Origin of the sequence: Geminicoccus flavidas (genome assembly GCF_009806515.1) — a bacterium.
GTDB lineage: Bacteria > Pseudomonadota > Alphaproteobacteria > Geminicoccales > Geminicoccaceae > Geminicoccus > Geminicoccus flavidus.
Window position 1 is genome coordinate 1 of sequence record NZ_WUJP01000766.1, and the last position, 18,321, is coordinate 18,321.

The 18,321-nt window shown below is 69.5% G+C and carries 16 protein-coding genes; 10 read left to right on the forward strand and 6 right to left on the reverse strand.

Annotated elements, in window-relative coordinates; all coding sequences use genetic code 11:
- The first annotated feature begins 1 nt into the window (after position 1).
- A complete protein-coding gene (plsY, locus tag EQG76_RS22010) occupies positions 2 to 619 on the forward strand; it encodes a glycerol-3-phosphate 1-O-acyltransferase PlsY (protein ID WP_159716464.1) in 618 nt (205 codons plus the stop codon).
- A gap of 6 nt (positions 620 to 625) precedes the next feature.
- Here the strand turns inward: plsY and EQG76_RS22015 are convergent, their stop codons facing one another.
- Together EQG76_RS22015 and EQG76_RS22020 are read right to left on the reverse strand one after the other, a co-directional pair.
- Entirely contained in the window at positions 626 to 1,411 is a 786-nt protein-coding gene (locus EQG76_RS22015; protein WP_159716465.1) for an SDR family oxidoreductase, read from the reverse strand.
- On the reverse strand, positions 1,411 to 1,737 hold the full coding sequence (locus EQG76_RS22020; protein WP_159716466.1) for a nuclear transport factor 2 family protein: 327 nt from the start codon (positions 1,735 to 1,737) through the stop codon (positions 1,411 to 1,413). Before EQG76_RS22020 ends, EQG76_RS22015 begins: the two co-directional genes overlap by 1 nt.
- Before the next feature lie 91 nt (positions 1,738 to 1,828).
- On the opposite strand from EQG76_RS22020, the gene EQG76_RS22025 reads away from it, so the two are divergent.
- On the forward strand, positions 1,829 to 2,233 hold the full coding sequence (locus tag EQG76_RS22025) for a winged helix-turn-helix transcriptional regulator (RefSeq protein WP_159716467.1): 405 nt from the start codon (positions 1,829 to 1,831) through the stop codon (positions 2,231 to 2,233).
- A 4-nt stretch (positions 2,234 to 2,237) separates the two neighbouring features.
- Here the strand turns inward: EQG76_RS22025 and EQG76_RS22030 are convergent, their stop codons facing one another.
- Positions 2,238 to 2,819 (reverse strand): class I SAM-dependent methyltransferase, encoded by a 582-nt coding sequence (locus EQG76_RS22030; protein ID WP_235031503.1) that lies wholly within the window; start codon positions 2,817 to 2,819, stop codon positions 2,238 to 2,240.
- Positions 2,820 to 2,892: 73 nt separating this feature from the next.
- On the opposite strand from EQG76_RS22030, the gene dprA reads away from it, so the two are divergent.
- The 5 genes from dprA (at position 2,893) to rpmG (ending at position 10,549) form a co-directional block, all read left to right on the forward strand.
- A complete protein-coding gene (gene dprA / locus EQG76_RS22035) occupies positions 2,893 to 4,044 on the forward strand; it encodes a DNA-processing protein DprA (RefSeq protein ID WP_159716468.1) in 1,152 nt (383 codons plus the stop codon).
- A gap of 108 nt (positions 4,045 to 4,152) precedes the next feature.
- Positions 4,153 to 6,879 carry a type I DNA topoisomerase gene (topA, locus tag EQG76_RS22040; protein ID WP_159716469.1) on the forward strand — a complete coding sequence of 909 codons (2,727 nt, stop codon included), beginning with the start codon at positions 4,153 to 4,155 and terminating at the stop codon, positions 6,877 to 6,879.
- A gap of 3 nt (positions 6,880 to 6,882) precedes the next feature.
- Positions 6,883 to 9,156, forward strand: coding sequence for a ribonuclease R (gene rnr, locus EQG76_RS22045; protein ID WP_255476579.1), 2,274 nt, complete (start codon positions 6,883 to 6,885; stop codon positions 9,154 to 9,156).
- Positions 9,119 to 10,318: an MFS transporter gene (locus EQG76_RS22050; RefSeq protein WP_159716471.1), complete on the forward strand. Its 1,200-nt coding sequence runs from the start codon at positions 9,119 to 9,121 to the stop codon at positions 10,316 to 10,318. The genes rnr and EQG76_RS22050 overlap by 38 nt, the downstream gene beginning before the upstream one ends.
- A 63-nt stretch (positions 10,319 to 10,381) precedes the next feature.
- The gene (rpmG, locus tag EQG76_RS22055; RefSeq protein WP_159716472.1) at positions 10,382 to 10,549 is read left to right on the forward strand and encodes a 50S ribosomal protein L33; all 168 of its coding nucleotides are present in this window, start codon (positions 10,382 to 10,384) and stop codon (positions 10,547 to 10,549) included.
- A gap of 54 nt (positions 10,550 to 10,603) precedes the next feature.
- Here rpmG and EQG76_RS22060 read toward each other — a convergent pair whose 3' ends face one another.
- A complete protein-coding gene (locus EQG76_RS22060; protein ID WP_159716473.1) occupies positions 10,604 to 11,167 on the reverse strand; it encodes a hypothetical protein in 564 nt (187 codons plus the stop codon).
- A 276-nt stretch (positions 11,168 to 11,443) separates the two neighbouring features.
- Positions 11,444 to 13,345, reverse strand: a complete 1,902-nt coding sequence (locus EQG76_RS22065; protein ID WP_159716474.1) for a propionyl-CoA synthetase — start codon at positions 13,343 to 13,345, stop codon at positions 11,444 to 11,446.
- Between the two features lie 97 nt (positions 13,346 to 13,442).
- On the opposite strand from EQG76_RS22065, the gene EQG76_RS22070 reads away from it, so the two are divergent.
- Positions 13,443 to 15,035 carry a 5-guanidino-2-oxopentanoate decarboxylase gene (locus EQG76_RS22070; protein WP_159716475.1) on the forward strand — a complete coding sequence of 531 codons (1,593 nt, stop codon included), beginning with the start codon at positions 13,443 to 13,445 and terminating at the stop codon, positions 15,033 to 15,035.
- Positions 15,036 to 15,167: 132 nt separating this feature from the next.
- Here EQG76_RS22070 and EQG76_RS22075 read toward each other — a convergent pair whose 3' ends face one another.
- Entirely contained in the window at positions 15,168 to 16,172 is a 1,005-nt protein-coding gene (locus EQG76_RS22075) for an NAD-dependent epimerase/dehydratase family protein (RefSeq protein ID WP_159716476.1), read from the reverse strand.
- A 345-nt stretch (positions 16,173 to 16,517) separates the two neighbouring features.
- Between EQG76_RS22075 and EQG76_RS22080 the strand changes: the two genes are divergently transcribed.
- Positions 16,518 to 17,363, forward strand: coding sequence for a hypothetical protein (locus EQG76_RS22080; protein WP_159716477.1), 846 nt, complete (start codon positions 16,518 to 16,520; stop codon positions 17,361 to 17,363).
- The coding region (locus EQG76_RS22085; protein WP_159716478.1) for a glycosyltransferase family 4 protein at positions 17,360 to 18,321 on the forward strand (962 nt) is incomplete at its 3' end. The genes EQG76_RS22080 and EQG76_RS22085, both read left to right, overlap by 4 nt.

The following is an 18,321-nucleotide window of genomic DNA, read 5'->3' on the forward strand; positions in this document are numbered from 1 at the left end:
GATGGAACCCGTTGCCGCCGCGTGGGGCTGGCCCCACCTCCTGGCCCTCGTGCTCGGCTACCTGGCGGGCTCGATCCCGTTCGGCCTGATTGTCACCCGGCTGGGCGGGGCGGGCGACATCCGCGCGATCGGCTCCGGCAATATCGGCGCCACCAACGTGCTGCGCACCGGTCGCAAGGGCCTTGCACTGGCCACCCTGCTGTTCGATGCCGCCAAGGGCGCCCTGCCGGTCGCAGCAGCGCTGCTCTGGTTCGACCGCGACCTCGCCATGCTGGTGGGGCTGGGGGCGGTGCTGGGCCACTGCTTCCCGGTCTGGCTGGGCTTCAAGGGCGGCAAGGGGGTGGCGACCGCCGCAGGGGTGGTCCTGGCGATCAGCCCGCTCACCCTGCTGGCGGCGCTCCTGGTCTTCCTGGCGGCGGTGACGCTCACCCGCTACGTTTCGCTGGGCTCGGTGCTGGCCTCGGTCGCGGCGGCGCTGGTGGCGTTCATTCTGGACGACCCGCAGGCCGCTCTCCTGTTCGCGGTGATCGGCATCATCGTGATCGTGAAGCACCACCAGAACATTGGCCGCCTCGCGCGGGGCGAGGAGAACAAGCTGAGCTTCGCCAAGAAGCTCTAGGTCAGGTCAGGCACAGGGCACGGTCCCGCCATCGATGGTGTATTCGGCGCCATGGATCGCCGCGGCGCGGTCCGAGGCCAGGAAGGCGATGAGCTCGGCCACCTCCTCGGGCTGGGCCGGGCGACCGAGCGGGATGCCGCCCAGCGCGTCCAGGATGCGCTGGCGCGCCGCCGCCTCGTCGATGCCGGCACTCGTGGCGATCCGCTCGACCAGCGCCTCCGCAGCGCTCGTGTAAATCCAGCCGGGTGCTACCGCGTTCACTCGGATCCCCTTGGGGCCGAGTTCCTTGGACAGGGCCTTGCTGTAGACGCTCAGGGCCGCCTTGGCCGCCGCATAGCCGGTGGTCGAATCGTGCAGAGGCAGACGGCGCTGGATGGAGGAGGTGTGGATCACCACGCCCGCCCCCTGCGCGATCATGTGCGGGATCAGCAGCCGGTCGAGCCGGACCGCGGGCATCAGGTTGAGATCGATTTCCGTCTGCCAGGCTTGGTCGTCCAGAGCGGCGAATCCGCCGCCGGGGCTGCGCGAGCCGCCGACCACGTGGACGATCAGGTCGATGCCGCCCAGCCGGTCCAGTGCCGCCTCGGCCAATGCCGTGCAGCCGGCAGCCGTGGCGAGATCGGCCGTCACGAGCGTGACGTCGCCCATCCGCTCGTGCGAGCCAGACCGCGCCACGGTGACCACTTGGGCACCGCCCGAGACCAGCCGGCGGACCACAGCCCGGCCAGTCCCCTTGGTGCCGCCCGTCACCACCGCGCGCCTGGCGGCAAACTCGTTCGGGTCGCAGGCCATCAGCCGATCTCCAGCCGGGAGATGCCGTCCTGCGCCAGCGTGAAGCGGAATGTCAGCGTCACCGGGCTGCCGGGAAACGGGCCCGTGACCTCGGCCACGACCACCTCCTGGCCGGCTTCCCGCCTGGCCGAGCGCGGCACGGCCAGGGCTTGGTTGCCGATGGTCGCGGCCTCGATCCATGCCCGGATCGCATGGCGCCCCTCATGGCAGCGCCCCTCGTCCAGGACGCGGGCATCGGACGAGAATGGCGCCAGCATCGCCTGGAGATCGAAGTTCCGGTTGCCCGCGAAATAGGCGGCGACCGGATTGGAGAGATGAACAGCCATGAGATCCCGTGTCCTGGACGTTGTTGTCCAGTCCAGGATCACCTACCCTGACCTCGTGACAAGTACGCACCAGAAAGTTAGCTACTAACCTATGAGTAAGCGCCCCGACTATACCGCCGCCCTGGCGGCGCATGGCGTGCAGCAGGTGCTGCGGGTCCTGGAAGGGCGCTGGAAGCTGGTGATCCTCTTCCAACTGTTCGGCGGCAGGCTGCTGCGCTTTTCCGAGCTGGAGCGGGCACTTCCCGGCATCTCGCAGAAGATGCTGGCCCAGCAGTTGCGGCAGCTGGAGAAGGACGGCGTGGTGGCGCGGATCGTCCATCACGAGATGCCACCCAGGGTCGAGTATCATCTGACCGAGTGGGGGCAGGCGCTCTGCCCGGCGCTGGATGCCCTGCTCCGCTGGGCCGAGGCGGCACCACCCGCCATGCGCCCGGCCCTGCTGGGCGCGGCTGCCGACGAGCCTGCTGCGCCTGCGGACCCGTTGCCGGCGGCCTGACCGGTCAGCGCCGCTGGGCTACCAGGTGGAACAGGTGCCAGTGCTTTGGCCGGCCGCGCGGGGTGACCGTGTCGGTCTCCTCCTCGTCCAGCCGCTCTACGGTAAACGGCGCCAGTAGGGTCGCCACCTCGGCCGGCGTGTGGATGGTGATGCCCGGCCGGCCGGCGAAATCGTCGCGCGGGCCGAGCAGCTGGCAGGCCAGCCGGCCGCCCGGCGCGAGCCGGTCATGGATCCGGGTGAACAGGCCGGCGAAGCGCTCCGGCGGGCAGAACGGCAGGGCGAAGGACGACACGGTGAGATCGACCTCCGCCCAGCCCGCGTCCTCGAACCGTGCGACGGTCGTGGCCAGCCTCGGCAGGTCGCCCGGCGGGCAGGCGGCGCGGAGGCGATCGACCGCGGTCTGCTCCCGGTCGATCGCATGGACCGTGTGGCCCATCGCCAGGAGCGGCAGCGCGTCCCGGCCGACGCCGCAGCCGAGGTCCACCACCCGCAGGGGCGTCGTTCTGCCTTCCCGTGCGAACGCGGCCAGGGCCTGGGCCACGGTGGGGCGGAGCGGCCCCTGCCCGGCCCGGTCCCAGTAGCTCACCAGTTTCTCTCGCCAAGGTTGCACAGCGTCCACCTCTTACTGCATTAGTGGCAAGAGACCCATTGGAGCCCGGATGATCCAGGCGCCGGACGATACCGCGGAAGCCCTGGCCCGGCTGCGCCTGTGCCGCAGTGACGGGATCGGCCCGCGTGCGTTCGGCCGGCTCCTGTTCCGGCTGGGCAGTGCCAGGAACGTGCTGGAGCGCTGGCACGAGCTGCCGCGCGAGGCCACGGCCGGCGTGCGCCTCGCCGATCCTGCGGCGGTCGAGCGGGAATGGGCCGCCACCGAGCGGCATGGCGCCCGCCTCTTATTCCTTGGCGAGCCGGCTTTTCCCGCGGCACTCGCCACGATCCACGACCCGCCACCGGTGCTGACGGTCCTGGGTGACACGGCCCTCCTGGACATGCCGGCCGTGGCGATCGTGGGCTCGCGCCATGCCAGCGGCAATGGCCGCACCCTCACCCGCACGGTCGCGCACGAGTTGGCCGGCACGAACTATACGGTCGTGTCCGGTCTGGCGCGCGGCATCGACACCGCGGCGCATGAAGGGGCCGTGACAGCACCGGGCCGCACGATCGCGGTGATCGCGACGGGCATCGACCAAGTCTATCCCGAGCAGAACGCCGAGCTGGCAGCAAGGATCGCGGCATGTGGCCTGCTGGTGACCGAGCGGCCGTTCAGCGCGGAGCCGCGGGCGGCCGCCTTTCCGGCGCGCAACCGGATCATTGCCGGACTGTCCCTGGGCGTGCTGGTGGTCGAGGCGGCGATCCGCTCGGGCTCGCTCGTCACGGCCAGGCTGGCGCTGGAGCAGGGCCGCGAGGTCATGGCGGTGCCGGGGTCGCCGCTGGACGAGCGGCATCGCGGCGCCAACCAGCTCATCAAGGACGGTGCCGTGCTGATCGAGGACGCGGCCGATGTGCGCGCGGTGATTGACCCGCTGGCCATGCGCCGCGAGGGGATACCGCTGCCGCCGCGAGGGCCGGAGCGCTCTCGGCCGTCGCCGCCAGCCCTGCCCGGGGAGGTGGCCGGCAGCGGCTCGCCGACAGAGGGCGGCCTGCTGGCGCAGGTGCTGGCTTGCCTAGGCGCCGAACCCCTCGCGGTTGACGATCTCGTACGCCAATGCCAAGCAACGACGGCCCAGATCCACGAGGCCCTGCTTGAGCTGGAGCTCGAAGGCCGCCTGGAGCGGCATGGTGGCAACCGTGTCTCCCTTTTGTTCGCCTGAACCCTGTGGCCGGCAGGCTCTTGCAACTCGGAAGACAGTGCCCACCTTCCCGACCCGATCCGCACCGCCGCCGACTTGCCGCGGTGGGAGCCCCGAGAAAAGCCGCTGATGAACGTCGTCGTCGTCGAATCCCCGACCAAGGCCAAGACGATCAACAAGTATCTGGGCGACGGCTTCACCGTCCTGCCCAGCTATGGCCATGTGCGTGATCTTCCCGAGAAGGACGGCTCTGTCCTTCCCGACGACGATTTCCGCATGATCTACGAGGTCCAGGAGGACAAGAAGAAGCGGATCGACGAGATTGCCCGGGCGGTCCGTGGCGCCGACCGCCTGGTGCTGGCGACCGACCCGGACCGCGAGGGCGAGGCGATCTCTTGGCACCTGCTCTCCGCGCTGCAGGACAGGAAGGCGATCAAGAAGGACCTGAAGGTCGATCGGGTCCTGTTCTACGAGGTGACCAAGCCTGCCGTGCTGGAGGCGATGCAGTCGCCGCGCCAGCTCGACCATCACCTGATCGATGCCTATCAGGCGCGCCGGGCGCTCGACTATCTGGTGGGCTTCACCCTCTCACCGGTGCTGTGGCGCAAGCTGCAGGGTGCCCGCTCGGCCGGCCGGGTGCAGTCGGTAGCACTGCGCCTGATCTGCGAGCGCGAGGCCGAGATCGAGGCGTTCGTCTCGCGTGAATACTGGACGATCGCGGTCGCCTGCCGGACCGAGCGCGGCGACCCCTTCACCGCCCGGCTGGCCAAGCTGAACGGTAGGAAGCTCGACCGGTTCGATCTCGCGGACGAGGCCCAGGCCATGACCGCGGTGCGCGCCATCGAGGCGGCCAGCTTCAAGGTTGGCTCGGTCGAGAAGAAGCAGGTCAGCCGCAATCCGGCCCCGCCATTCTCGACCTCGACGCTCCAGCAGGAAGCCTCGCGCAAGCTGAACTTCTCGGCGGACCGCACCATGCGCACCGCCCAGCGCCTGTTCGAGGGCGTCAACCTGAACGGTGAGCAGGTAGGCCTCATCACCTACATGCGCACCGACAGCGTGGCCCTGTCCAACGACGCAATCGGCCAGTGCCGCCGCTGGATCGGCAGCCGCTTCTCCGAGCGGCACCTGCCGGACAAGCCGCGCGTGTTCAAGACCAAGACCAAGAACGCCCAGGAGGCCCACGAGGCGATCCGGCCGACCGACGTGTTCCGCACGCCCAAGGAGGTCGGCCGGTTCCTCGATGACGACCAGCGCCGGCTCTACGAGCTGATCTGGAAGCGCACTGTCGCCTCGCAGATGGCAGCCGCCCTGCTCGACCGGGTGATCGCCGAGATCGACGCTACCGACGGCTCGGTGGGCCTGCGCGCCACCGGCCAGACCGTGACCTTCCCGGGCTTCCTGGAGCTCTACCAGGAAGGCCGCGACGATCCCGCCGCGGACGACGAGGACGACGAGAGTCGGCTCCTGCCGCCGATGGCGGTGGGCGAGCCGGTGACGCGCGAAGGGGTCACGCCCAGCCAGCACTTCACCGAGCCGCCGCCCCGCTACACTGAGGCCAGCCTGGTCAAGCGCATGGAGGAGCTGGGCATCGGCCGGCCCTCCACCTATGCTTCGATCCTCTCCGTGCTCCAGGCCCGGCAATATGTGCGGCTCGAGCAGAAGCGCTTCGTGCCGGAATCGCGCGGCCGGATCGTGGTGGCCTTCCTCACCTCGTTCTTCGACCAGTATGTCCAGCCGGACTTCACCGCCAAGCTGGAGGACCAGCTCGACGACGTGGCGTCCGGCGAGGTCGACTGGCGGGCGGTGCTGCGCGCCTTCTGGGACCCGTTCAAGGCCAGGATCGAGGACGTCAAGGAGCGCCGGGTCGCAGAAGTGATCGACGCGCTCAACGACGCGCTGGCGAGCCGGCTGTTCCCGCCGCGCGAGGACGGTTCCAATGCGCGGATCTGCCCGACCTGCGGCACCGGCCAACTCTCGCTCAAGATTGGCAAGTTCGGCGCGTTCGTCGGCTGCTCGAACTACCCGGAATGCCGCTTCACTCGCCAGCTCGACGTGCCGTCCGGTGATCCGGCTGCCGCCGAGAGCCAGGACCGGCTGCTGGGCAGCGATCCGGACAATGCCGAGGAGGTCTGGCTGAAGGTCGGCCGGTTCGGCCCCTATGTGCAGCGGGGTTCGGGCGAGACGGCCAAGCGCTCGTCCCTGCCGCCCAACGTCAAGCCGGACGATCTCGACCTGGAGACGGCGCTGAAGCTCCTGGCCCTGCCGCGCGAGGTCGGGATCGACCCGGAGAGCGGCAAGCCGATCACCGCCGGCATCAACCGGTTCGGGCCGTTCGTGCAGCTCGACAAGCGCTTCGTGCGCCTGGGACCGGACGAGGACGTGCTGACGGTCGGCATCAACCGGGCGATCGCCCTGCTGCGCGAGCCGCCGGCGCGTGGCCAGCGTTCCGCCCCGGCCCCGCTGAAGGAACTGGGCAGCCATCCCGACAACGGCCAGCCGATCCAGCTCTTCGCCGGTCGGTTCGGACCCTACGTGAAGTGTGGGGACGTCAACGCCAGCCTGCCCAAGTCGATGTCGCCGGACACGCTCGATCTCGCGACCGCGGCGCGGCTGATCGACGAGCGGGCGGCGCGCGGCCCGTCGGCGAAGAAGCCCAAGCGCGCAGCGCCGAAGAAGGCACCGGCGAAGAAGCAGGCTGGGGAGGAGGCCGCCGGGAAGGCAGCGAAGAACGGCAAGGCGGCGGCAAAGAAGGCACCGGCGAAGGCCAAGGCCGTTGCAGACAGTGAGGCCGAGCCGGCGACCTCGGACGCTCCTGCAGCCAAGCCGGCCCGGCGCACCGCCGCCAAGCGAGCCTGAGGATTGCGCACCCGACGAATTCTGCCCCACGGCCAGCCAGGCCTGCCTAGCAAGCGCCAGCTCATGGAGTTCATCCAGGCAGCCGGCGGCGAGGTGCAGGCGCGCGAGGTCGCCCAGGCCTTCAGCGTCCGTGGCGACCAGCGCCATGGCCTGCGCAAGCTCCTGCGCGAGCTGCGCTCCGAGGGTGAGCTGGAAGGCCGCCCACCGCGCCGCCATGCGATCACCGGCAAGCCGCCGCCGGTCATGCCGGTCACGGTGGAGGAGGTCGATGAGGACGGCGACCTGATCGCCCGGCCGATCGACGAGCTGTTCGGCGAGCTGCGCGTGCGCCTGCCCCACCATGCCCTGGAGCGTCCGGCTCCAGGCCTAGACGACCGGCTGCTGATCAAGCTGTTCCGCCAGCAGGACGGATCCTACGAGGGGCGGGTGATCCGGGTGCTGCCGAAGGGTGCCCGGGAGGTGGTGGGCGTGGTCGAGCGGGCCGGCGACGGCTTCCGGCTGCGGCCGGCCGACCGCAAGCTGAAGCACGAGTTCCTGCTGCGCGCCGACAAGGTCGAGGTCGCGATCGGCGATCTCGTGCGCGCCCAAGTCCTGTCCGGCTGGCGGTACAGCGCGCCACGGGCGGAGGCGGTCGAGAACCTGGGCCGGCCCGATGACCCGCGGGCGATCAGCCTCCTGACGGCGATCGAGGCGGAGCTGCCGATGCAGTTCCCGCAGGCGGCCCTGGACCAGGCGGAGCAGGCGGATCCGGTCACGCTGGCCGGGCGAACGGATCTGCGCCACCTGGAGCTGGTCACAATCGACGGCGAGGACGCCCGCGACTTCGACGACGCGGTCCATGCCGTGCCCGACCCCGACGGGAAGAACGTCGGTGGCTTCCTGATCACCGTCGCGATCGCCGATGTCGCCCACTATGTCCGCCCGGGCGATGCGCTGGACGTGGAGGCGCGCAAGCGCGGCAACTCGGTCTATTTCCCGGACCGGGTCATCCCGATGCTGCCGGAGAAGCTCAGCAATGATTTGTGCTCGCTCCGCCCCCACGAGGACCGCGCGTGCCTGGCCTGCGTCCTGTCGATCGACAGCAAGGGCGAGATCCGGCGCTGGAAGTTCGTGCGCGGGGTGATGAACAGCCGCGCCCGGCTCACCTACGGCGCGGTGGAGGCCCTCAAGCTCGGCGACGAGGCGGCGGTGCCGGACGAGGTGCGCCTGCCGGTCATGCACCTGTTCGACGCCTACGCACTTCTGCGGGCGGCGCGCGACCGGCGGGGGGCGATAGACCTGGACGTGCCCGAGCGCAAGGTGCTGTTCAGCGAGAACGGGCTGCCGGTCGGCTTCAAGCCACGGGAGCGCCTGGAGTCCAACCAGCTGATCGAGGAGTTCATGATCGCGGCCAACGTGGCTGCGGCCTCGGAGCTGGAGGCGAAGAAGGCGGCCTGCCTCTACCGCATCCACGACAAGCCGGACGCGCTCAAGCTGGCGGCCCTTGCCGACTATCTGCGCGAGCTGGGCCTGCCCTGGGGCAAGAATGTCAGCAAGCCCGGCGACTTCACCCGGCTGATCAGCCGGATCGAGGACGAGGCGTCGCGCCAGATCGTTTCCCAGCTGGTCCTGCGCTCGCAGGCCCAGGCCGTCTACCATCCGGACAATATCGGCCATTTCGGTCTGAACCTACGCCGCTACGCGCATTTCACCTCGCCGATCCGCCGCTATTCCGACCTGGTCGTCCACCGCTCCCTGATCAGCGCGCTGGGCCTGGGCGAGGGCGGGCTCGATCGCTTCGACGAGGGCGAGGCGCTCTACGAGCTGGGCTCGCACCTTTCCTCCACCGAGCGGCGGGCGATGGTTGCGGAACGCACCGCCTATGAGCGCTTCGTCGCCTTGTTCATGCAGGATCAGGTCGGTGCGCGCTTCGAGGCGATGGTGGCCTCGGTGCAGCGCTTCGGCCTGTTCGTGTCCCTGCTCGACAGCGGTGCGGAAGGTCTGGTTCATGTCGGCGGGCTCGGGCGCGACGACTGGATGCATGACGAAGCGCGTCATGCCCTGGTCGGCCGCTATTCCGGCGAGGTCTATGCCCTGGGCGACCGGGTGACCGTGGAGCTGGAGGAGATCGACCATCTGGGCGGCAAGATTTCCTTCCGCCTGGTCGAGCACCAGCCGGGTCCCGCCAGCATGGCGGCGGCCAAGCAGTGGGCCAGCGGCAAGAAGCGCCGCGCCGGACTGAATGGGGGAAGAACTGGCCGTGGCACGGGTGGAGGCAAGGGACGCCGTCGCTTCTGACTCGCCGCTCCAGCCGTCCTTGCGCATCCTGGCTCTGGTTATGGCGACCGCGACCCTGGTCGGCATCGTCCTGTCCACGAGCCAGCCGCTGCTCTCCCTGGTCCTGGACCGCCACGGCGTCCCGGCCGGGCTGATCGGCCTGAATGCGGCAGCCGGCGGGTTCGGCGTGTTCCTCGTCATCCCGTTCCTGCCCCGCCTGCTCGCCATGGGCGCCAGCCGTGCCATGCTGCTGGGCCTGGCCATCGCCGCCCTCACCTTCCTGGTCCTGCCGCTCTGGATCGACCTGTGGCTGTGGTTCGTGCTCCGCCTCGTGCAGAGCATCGGCCTCGCACTCCTGTTCATCATGAGCGAGTCCGCGGTCAACGCGCTGGTGACCGAGGAGCGGCGGGGCCGGGTGATGGGGCTCTACGGCACGCTGTTCAGCGTCGGCTACACGGCCGGCCCCGGCCTGATCGTGCTGCTCGGCAGCGAGGGCTACCTGCCGTTCGCGACCTGTGCCGCCATCCTGGCCGCAGGCGGCATCCTCACTCTGTTCCTGGCGCCGATCGACGGCCTGCTGCGCGGCGGTGCCCAGCACGGCGCCGACGTGCTGGGCAAGCTGCGCGCCACCCCCTTCGTGTTCGCCACCGCCTTCGTGTTCTCCCTGCTGGAGACCGGTCACTTCGCGCTCCTGGTGCTCTGGGGCCTGGCCGGCGGGGCGGTGGAGCAGGAGGCCGGGCTGATGGTGATGGTGCTGATCGCCGGCAACATCCTGTTCCAGTACCCGGTGGGCTGGATCGGCGACCGGATCGGCCGGGTGCGCACGATCGTGCTGACCGCCCTGGCCGCAGCACTGGGGCACGGCCTGATGAACACGAGCCTCGCAGCCGGCTGGCCCATCTGGCCCGTCCTGCTGCTCACCGGCGGTGCGATCGGCAGCCTCTATTCCTGCGGCCTGTCCCTGCTCGGCCAGAGCTATGGTCGCGACCATATCGCCGCGGCCAACACCACCTACATCATGACGATCCAGATCGGCATCACGGTCGGCCCGCTCCTGGGCGGCACCGTCATGCAGCTGGGGGGTGCCTGGACGCTGCCATGGGTGCTGGCGGCAGCTGCACTGATGCTGGCGCTGGCCCGCCTGGACGTGCTGGCAGGCGGGTGCCGGGGCCGCGAAGGTTGACAAGCCCTGCCGATTGCCGCTAGGTCCGCGGCCGTTCCGGAACATTCTGCTCGGAGAAGGCCTGTGGCCAAGGCCGCGACCGTACTGATCAAGCTCGTCAGCACTGCTGGCACGGGCTACTTCTACACCACGAAGAAGAACACCCGCAGCACCACCGACAAGCTGTCGTTCAAGAAGTACGACCCGAAGGTGCGCAAGCACGTCGAGTTCAAGGAATCCAAGATCAAGTGACCAACGGGCGCCTCAAGCGCCCGTTCGTCTGTTCAGGCCTGTGCGGATGTCGATCTAGCGGCCGACCTGGATCGAGCTGGACAGCATCGCTGCTTCCTGCTCCCCCATGGTATCCCCGGCATCCCGGCACTCGACGGCGGTGATCAGCGCGGACGTATGCGCCCCCGCCCGTCCGGCCGCGTCGCCACTGCGCTGGATGGCCACGCAGGCGAGCGACATTCCTTCCATGGTCGTGGTGAACTGCGCCCACTCGACCTTCGGAAAGCTGTTCGCCAGGGTCCCCTGCTCCGTCACCTGGGCATTCGTGCCGATCTGCTGGGCCATGCTGGCGATCGGGCCGGCCCGGTAATAGGTGTCGCCGGAGCCGCGGCCGTACCAGACCATGACGATACCGTCATGAGCTGCGAAGATGGCGCTTTCAGTGCGCGCATTCACGCCGCTCTCCACCCGCTGATGATGCTCGCCCGCCACGCCTGGATAGCGCGGGTGCTTCAGGGTGACGTCGGCCTGCTCCGCGGAGATCTGCCGGCCCGGCCCGCTCGGCGGCGGCATGCAGGCGGCGAGTGCCAGAGTGGCGGACAGGCTCAGGACAGCGAGGGACGCGGGCAGTCGCGGCATGGGAACCTCCGCCACGTGACGGGAACTGTGACTATCAGTCCTTGTCCGTCCGGCCCCATGTCAAGCGTCTCCCCAGCCAGCAGGCGGAAGACCTGAGGCGGTTGTGGGCTGTCGGCCTCGTGAATAGTCGCGGCTGAACGTGTCCTGCCGACTTGCCGTTCTTCTTCCTCTCGTGGCCGGGACGAGCCCGCCACGACGGGAAGGGAAGACAGCAAGCCATCGGCAGGCAAGTGATCTGGGCAGGCGGCGGTGCTGGCCTGCCGGTTCATGACCGCTTCAGGCAGCCAACTGCGCGTAGCCCAGTTCCTGCAGGGCGGTGCGGATGTCGTCCAGCGTCGAGGGATCCTCGATCGTGGGCGGCATCGTCCACTCCTTACCGTCGGCGATCTTCTTGATCGTGCCGCGCAGGATCTTGCCCGACCGGGTCTTGGGCAGCTTGCGTATCACCTTGGCCAGCTTGAAGGCGGCCACCGGCCCGATCTCGCGGCGCACCATGTCGACGGCTTCCTGCTCGACCTGTGCCGGCGGCTCGTCGATGCCAGCCTTGAGTACCAGCAGGCCCAGCGGCAGCTCGCCCTTGAGCCGGTCGGCCACGCCCACCACCGCGCATTCCGCCACGGCCGGATGGGCGGCCAGCACCTCCTCGATCTGGCCGGTCGACAGGCGGTGCCCGGCGACGTTGATCACGTCGTCGATCCGGCCCATCACGAACAGGTAACCGTCCTCGTCGCGATAACCGGCATCGCCGGTCAGGTAGTAGCCGGGATAGCGGCTCAGATAGTTCTGGCGGAACCGTTCCTCGCTGCCCCAGAGCGTGTTCAGGCAGGCGGGCGGCAGCGGCAGGCGGATGCAAATGTCGCCCTGCTGCCCGGCCGGCACTTCATGCCCAGTCTCGTCCAGGATGCGCACGTCATAGCCGGGTGCCGGCAGGGTCGGCGAACCCGGCTTCACCGGCAGATGCTCGATCCCGAGATAATTGGCGGCGATCGCCCAACCGGTCTCGGTCTGCCACCAGTGGTCGATCACCGGCACGCCGAGGTTCTGCTCGGCCCAGCGCAGCGTTTCCGGGTCGCAGCGCTCGCCGGCCAGGAACAGGGCGCGCAGGCCGGACAGGTCGTGGCGGTGCATCAGCACCGCGTCCGGATCCTCGCGGCGGATCGCCCGGAAGGCGGTGGGAGCGGTGAACATCACCTTCACCCCGTGCTCCGCGATCACTCGCCAGAACGCCCCCGCGTCCGGCGTGCCGACCGGCTTGCCCTCGTAGATCACGGTCGTGCTGCCGTTCAGCAGCGGCGCGTAGACGATGTAGCTGTGCCCGACCACCCAGCCGACATCCGAGGCAGTCCAGAACACCTCGCCCGGCTGGACGCCATAGATGTGGCGCATCGACCAGAGCAGGGCGGTGGCATGGCCGCCATGGTCGCGCACGATGCCCTTGGGCAGGCCGGTCGTGCCGGAGGTGTAGAGGATGTAGAGGGGGTCGGTGGCGGCGACCGGGACGCAGGGTGCCGGCTCGGCACGCTCCACCGCGTCCGCCCAGTCCAGGTCGCGATCAGGGTCGAGCTGCGCTTCGGCCTGCGGGCGCTGCAGGACGATGCAGCGCTCCGGCCGGTGGCTGGCCCTGGCCAGCGCCTCGTCGACCAGCGGCTTGTAGGGTACGAGCCGGCCGGGCTCGATGCCGCACGACGCGCAGACGATCACTCTGGGCGTGGCGTCGTCGATCCGAGTGGCCAGCTCCTTGGCGGCAAACCCGCCGAACACGACCGAATGGACGGCACCGATCCTGGCACAGGCCAGCATCGCGATCGCGGCCTCGGGGATCATCGGCATGTAGACGATCACCCGGTCGCCCTTCTCCACGCCCTGGGCCCGCAGCACCCCAGCAAAGCACGCCACCTGGTCCTGGAGCTCGGCATAGGTGAGCCTGCGGGTCGTGCCGGTGACCGGGCTGTCGTGGATGATCGCGACCTGGTCCCCGCGGCCGGCCGCCACGTGCCGGTCGACGGCATTGTGGCAGGTGTTCAGGATCCCGCCCTCGAACCAGCGATAGCGCGGCGGCTCGTCGAAGTTCAGGACCCGGTCCCACGGCCGCTCCCAGTGCAGCGCCCGGGCCGCCTCGGCCCAGAACCCTTCCGGATCGGCCAGCGATTGCTCATGGATCGCCCGATAGCTGCTCATTCCCCTCCCCCTAGTCGGCGCCGATCGTTGCCGGATGCGGTTGCCGCGCCGGCTGGCGCGAGGGCACGATAGGCGCACAGCCAGGAAGGATCACGCCTTGAACAATGCACCCAGTACCGCCGAAGCGCTGATCGAGGGCCTGATCGCCTATGGCGTCGACACGGTGTTCGGCATTCCGGGCGTCCATACCCTCCAGCTCTACGATGCCATGGCGCGCGCGAAGATCCGCCATGTCGGCATTCGCCACGAGCAGGCCGGCGTGTTCATGGCGGACGGCTATGCGCGCGCCACCGGCAAACCTGGCGTGGCCTGTCTGATCACCGGTCCCGGCCTGCTCAACGCCGCCACCGCGATCGGGCAGGCCTATTCGGACAGCGTGCCGGTGCTGGTGCTGACCACGCTGAACCCGATGGATGGCGGCGGCCTCAGCCGAGGCCGGCTGCACGAGATCGGCGACCAGCGCGCCACGGTCGCGCCGATCACCCGGCTGACCCGAACGATCCACACGCCCGAGGAGGTCGACGAGGCCCTGGCCGCCTGCTTTCGCCATTTCACCCTGGAGCGCCCGCGCCCGATTGTCCTGCAGGTGCCGCTCGACGTAGCCGAGCGCCGGGGTGGGCTGGCACCGACCGCCCGCCGTCCGGCGGCCCGCCCGCATCCCGATCCGGCCCAGGTGCGCGAGGCGGCAGCCCTCATCGCCGGGGCGCGGCGGCCGATCGCGATCTTCGGCGGCGGCTGCGTCGATGCGGCACCGGCTGCGCAGCGCTTCGTCGAGAAGACCGGCGCCATCGCGTTCACCACGATCGCCGGCAAGGGTGTGTTGCCCCAGGACCACCCGAGCAATGCCGGTGCGCTCCTGACCTCCAAGGAGGTCCACGCGCTGCTGAGCAAGGCGGACGTGCTGATCGCGATCGGCACCGAGCTCGCCGAGAACGACATCTGGGCCGACCGGCTGGAGATCCCGGGCAAGATCATCCGGGTCGACCTGGACTCGGACCAGCTCGACCGCGACTTCCCGGCCGAAATCGCGATTCTGGCCGATGCCGGCGCCACCATGACCGCACTGGCCCAGGCCCTGCCAGACCCGCGCCCAGCACCCGCCCAGCTCGTGGTCGGCCTGCGCGAGGCGCACCGCGCCGCGGCCACGCCGCTGGAGCGCAAGCACGAGCGGGTCCTGGGCGCGCTGCGTGCCGCCCTGCCCGAGGACGGCATGGTGTTCAGCGACATGACGATGATCGCCTACAGCGGCAACAGCCGCTATCCGACCAGCCGGCCGCGCACCTGGTTCCACCCGGCCGGCTTCGGCACGCTCGGCTACGCCCTGCCGGCGGCGATCGGCGCCAGGCTCGCCTGCCCCGGCACGCCGGTGGTGGCGCTGATCGGCGATGGCGGCATCCAGTTCACCCTGGCCGAGCTCGGCACCGCGCGCGAGCAGAACCTCGCTCTGCCGATCCTGCTCTGGAACAACCGCTCGCTCGGCCAGATCGCCCTCGGCATGCGCCAGCGCGGGATCGAGGAGCTGGCGGTGCATCCCTTCACCCCGGACTTCGCCGCCATCGCCGCCGCCTATGGCTGCCGCCACGTCCGCCCGGGCTCAGGCGCGGAGCTGACCGCTGCCCTGACCAGTGCCTTCGCCGCCAGCGGCCCCACCGTGATCGAGGTGAACCAGGACGATCCCTGGCTGGGCTAGCGGCCTGCCGCCCACCCCTGCGTGACGAAGGTCACAGCAAAGCCTTCCCCGACCGGGCATCCATCGGGCAGGATTGCCGGAAATCGGGGATGGCGGATGGCGGGCACGAGCAGGGGCGGAACGGCGCCGGGTCTAGCGGAGCAGGCCCTGCTGGAAGTACCAGTCCGCCGTCCGGCCCAGGCCCTCGCGCAGGTCGACGGTCGGCCGATAGCCGACGAGGCGCTCGGCCTTGGCACTGGTGAACGCCCGGGACTTGGTGAAGAAGTCGGTGCGGCGGCGGTGCAGCGGCGGCTCGATGCCGAACGGCCGGCAGACCGCCTCGCAGGCCGCCGCCGCCAGCAGCAGCGGCCCGATCGGCAGGCGCCCCTTGGGCGGCGACACCTTCACCGCCTCGGCGGTCAGCGCCACCAGCTCGTTCAGCGTGGTGTAGCGGGCGCCGGTCAGGATGAAGGTCTCGCCCAGCGCTGCGGGATGGGTGCCGAGCAGCACGATGCCGCGCGCCAGGTCCTCGACGAAGGTCAGGTGGTAGAGGATCTCGCCCGAGCCGAACATGCGGAACTTGCGCTCGCGGATGGTCCTGAACAGCTTGAGGAAACGCGTGTCGCGCGGGCCATAGATCCCGGCCGGGCGGAAGCAGGCGCCGGCCATGCCTTTCTGCAGGTAGGCCTGGAACAGCTTCTCCCCCTCGACCTTGCTCTCCTGGTAGACGTCGCCCGGTGCCAGCGGCGCGTTCTCGTCGGCCACGCCCGCGACGTCGCCATGTACCCCCACCGTGCTGCAGTGGACGACGCGGGCGCCATTCTGCAGCGCCGCCTCGAACAGATGGCCGGTGCCGGTGACATTGACGTCGAAATAGACCGAATCGGCAAAGCGCGCCTCGCGGTAGAGCGCGCCGATATGGTAGATATGGCTGGTACCTTCCGCGGCCCGGTGGAGGCTGTCCCGATCGCGCAGATCGCCTTGGGCGAGCTCCACGCCGCGGGCGGCAAGTTCCTGCGCGGCGGGTGCCGCAGGGTCCCGCACCAGGGCCCGCACCGGCGCGCCCTGGGCCTGCAGTTCCTTGGCCACGTACCAGCCCGTGAAGCCGGTGGCTCCGGTGACCAGGGCGCGAGTGGGCGTCCGGTTGGTTTCGGTCATCGAGGCAGGCTCCTGCGGGATGGGCAAGGGGATGGAGACCGGGCGCGCCCGGCTGCTTGCTGCCCGCTAGGTACACGAGCCGACGGCGCGCGCAAACACGGCCCGGCAGCATCGGAGTGTGCATCACTTCTCGATGAGCTTCATCAAATCTTAGGGAGTTGTAGACTAGATGTTGTTCACCTCAGCCGTGGGCCGGGTCCGGTGCTCGATCGGGAACCGGCCTTTCTAATGTGATGCGTCGGGGAAGGTTGGGCAGATGGGCCGGCCAGCATAATGCGAACATCGACTTGCAATGGCCTGTCGTATCCGTCACATCCCTCGGCGGGGTGCGGCCGGATACTGGAAATGTCGGACAGGACGACCACTGCTGACGAGCGGGACGAAGGTCCGCTGGCCGCGATGCCGGCCGGCGCAGTCCGCCGCGTCCTGGTCGATGCCCATGTGCATCTCTACCCGTGCTTCGACCGGGGGGGCTTCCTGCAGGCGGCGGCGGATCATGCGCGGGCAGCGGATGCGGCGCTGCCCTGGCTCCTGTTCACCGAGACCGCCCGCGACTTCGCCTTCCGGGCACTGGCCGAGGATCCCCCTGCCGGCTGGGCGGCCGAACGCCATCCGGACGGCCGGACCGTCACGCTCACCGGCACCGCCGGTCAGCAGGTCATGATCACCGCCGGACGGCAGATCCAGACTGCCGAAGGGCTGGAGCTCCTGGCACTCGGCAGCGACGAGGTGATCCCCGACGGCACCCCGCTCCAGGACGCCTTCCGGCTGGCGCTGGCGGCGCAGGCACTGCCGGTCATACCCTGGGGCTTCGGCAAGTGGGTCGGGCGGCGCGGCCGCGTGCTGGCGACATTCCTGGCCAGTCCCGATGCCCACCGGCTGTTCCTGGGCGACAATGGCGGCCGGCCCTGGTTCTGGCCGACGCCGCGCGAGTTCCCCAGGGTCGACGCCGCCGGCCGGCGTGTCCTACCCGGGAGCGACCCGCTGCCGTTTCCCGCCCACCAGGCCCGTGCCGGCAGCTATGGCCTCGTCATGGAGATACCGGTCGATCATGACCGGCCATTTGAGCAACTCGTGTCGCGTTTGATCAACAAGAGCTTTCCCGCATCGACCTTCGGCCGGCTGGCCGGTGGCCTGACATTCCTGCGCGACCAGGCGGCGATGCAGATGATCAAGAGGACTCGCCGATGATTCGTCCGCGAGCGCTCGTGGTAGCGCCTCAGCCATTTTTCACGCCGCGCGGCACGCCCTTTTCGGTATACTACCGCACTCTGGTGACCGCCGAGGAAGGCTTTGACGTCGACTTGCTGTGCTATGGCCGCGGCGAGGATGTCGATCTGCCCAATGTGCGCATCTACCGGATCCCGGAGATGGCGTTCCTCGGCCCGGTCAAGATCGGCCCCTCGCCGCTGAAATTGTTCTTCGACGTGTTCATGGTGCTGTGGACGCTGTTCTTCCTGTGCACCCGCCGCTACCAGTTCGTGCATGCCCACGAGGAGAGCGTGTTCTTCCTGCGCTTCCTCAAGCCGCTGTTCGGCTTCCGGCTGATCTACGACATGCATTCGAGCCTGCCCGAGCAGCTCCGCAACTACAAGTTCACCGAATCGCGCACGATCATCGGCATCTTCGAGTGGCTGGAGCGCACCTGCCTGAAGAATGCCGACGCGGTGATCACCATCTGCCCGGAGCTCGCGCGCTACGCCGAGCCGCTGGTGCCCGAGCGCGGCCGGCACGTGCTGATTGAGAACTCGATCTTCGACCCGGTGCGCCTGGCCGGCGCAAAGGAGGAGCGGGCGCGCCCGGAGCTGGTGCCCTTGCCCGCGGATCGCAGGCTCGTGGTCTATGCCGGGACGCTGGAGGCCTATCAGGGCATCGAGGTCCTCCTGGGCGGCTTCGCCCGGGCCTTCCCGAGGGTGCCGGACGCGCTGCTCCTGATCGTGGGCGGCACGCCGGACCAGGTGGCCGCCTATCAGGAGATGGCAGCTGAGCTCGGGATCGGTGAACAGGTGGTGTTCACCGGCCGGGTGCCCCAGGCGACGGCGAAGGAATATATCCGTCGCGCGCACGTGCTCGTGTCACCGCGCAGTGCCGGGATCAACACGCCGCTCAAGATCTACGAGCAGCTCGCCAGCGGCGTGCCCCTGGTCGC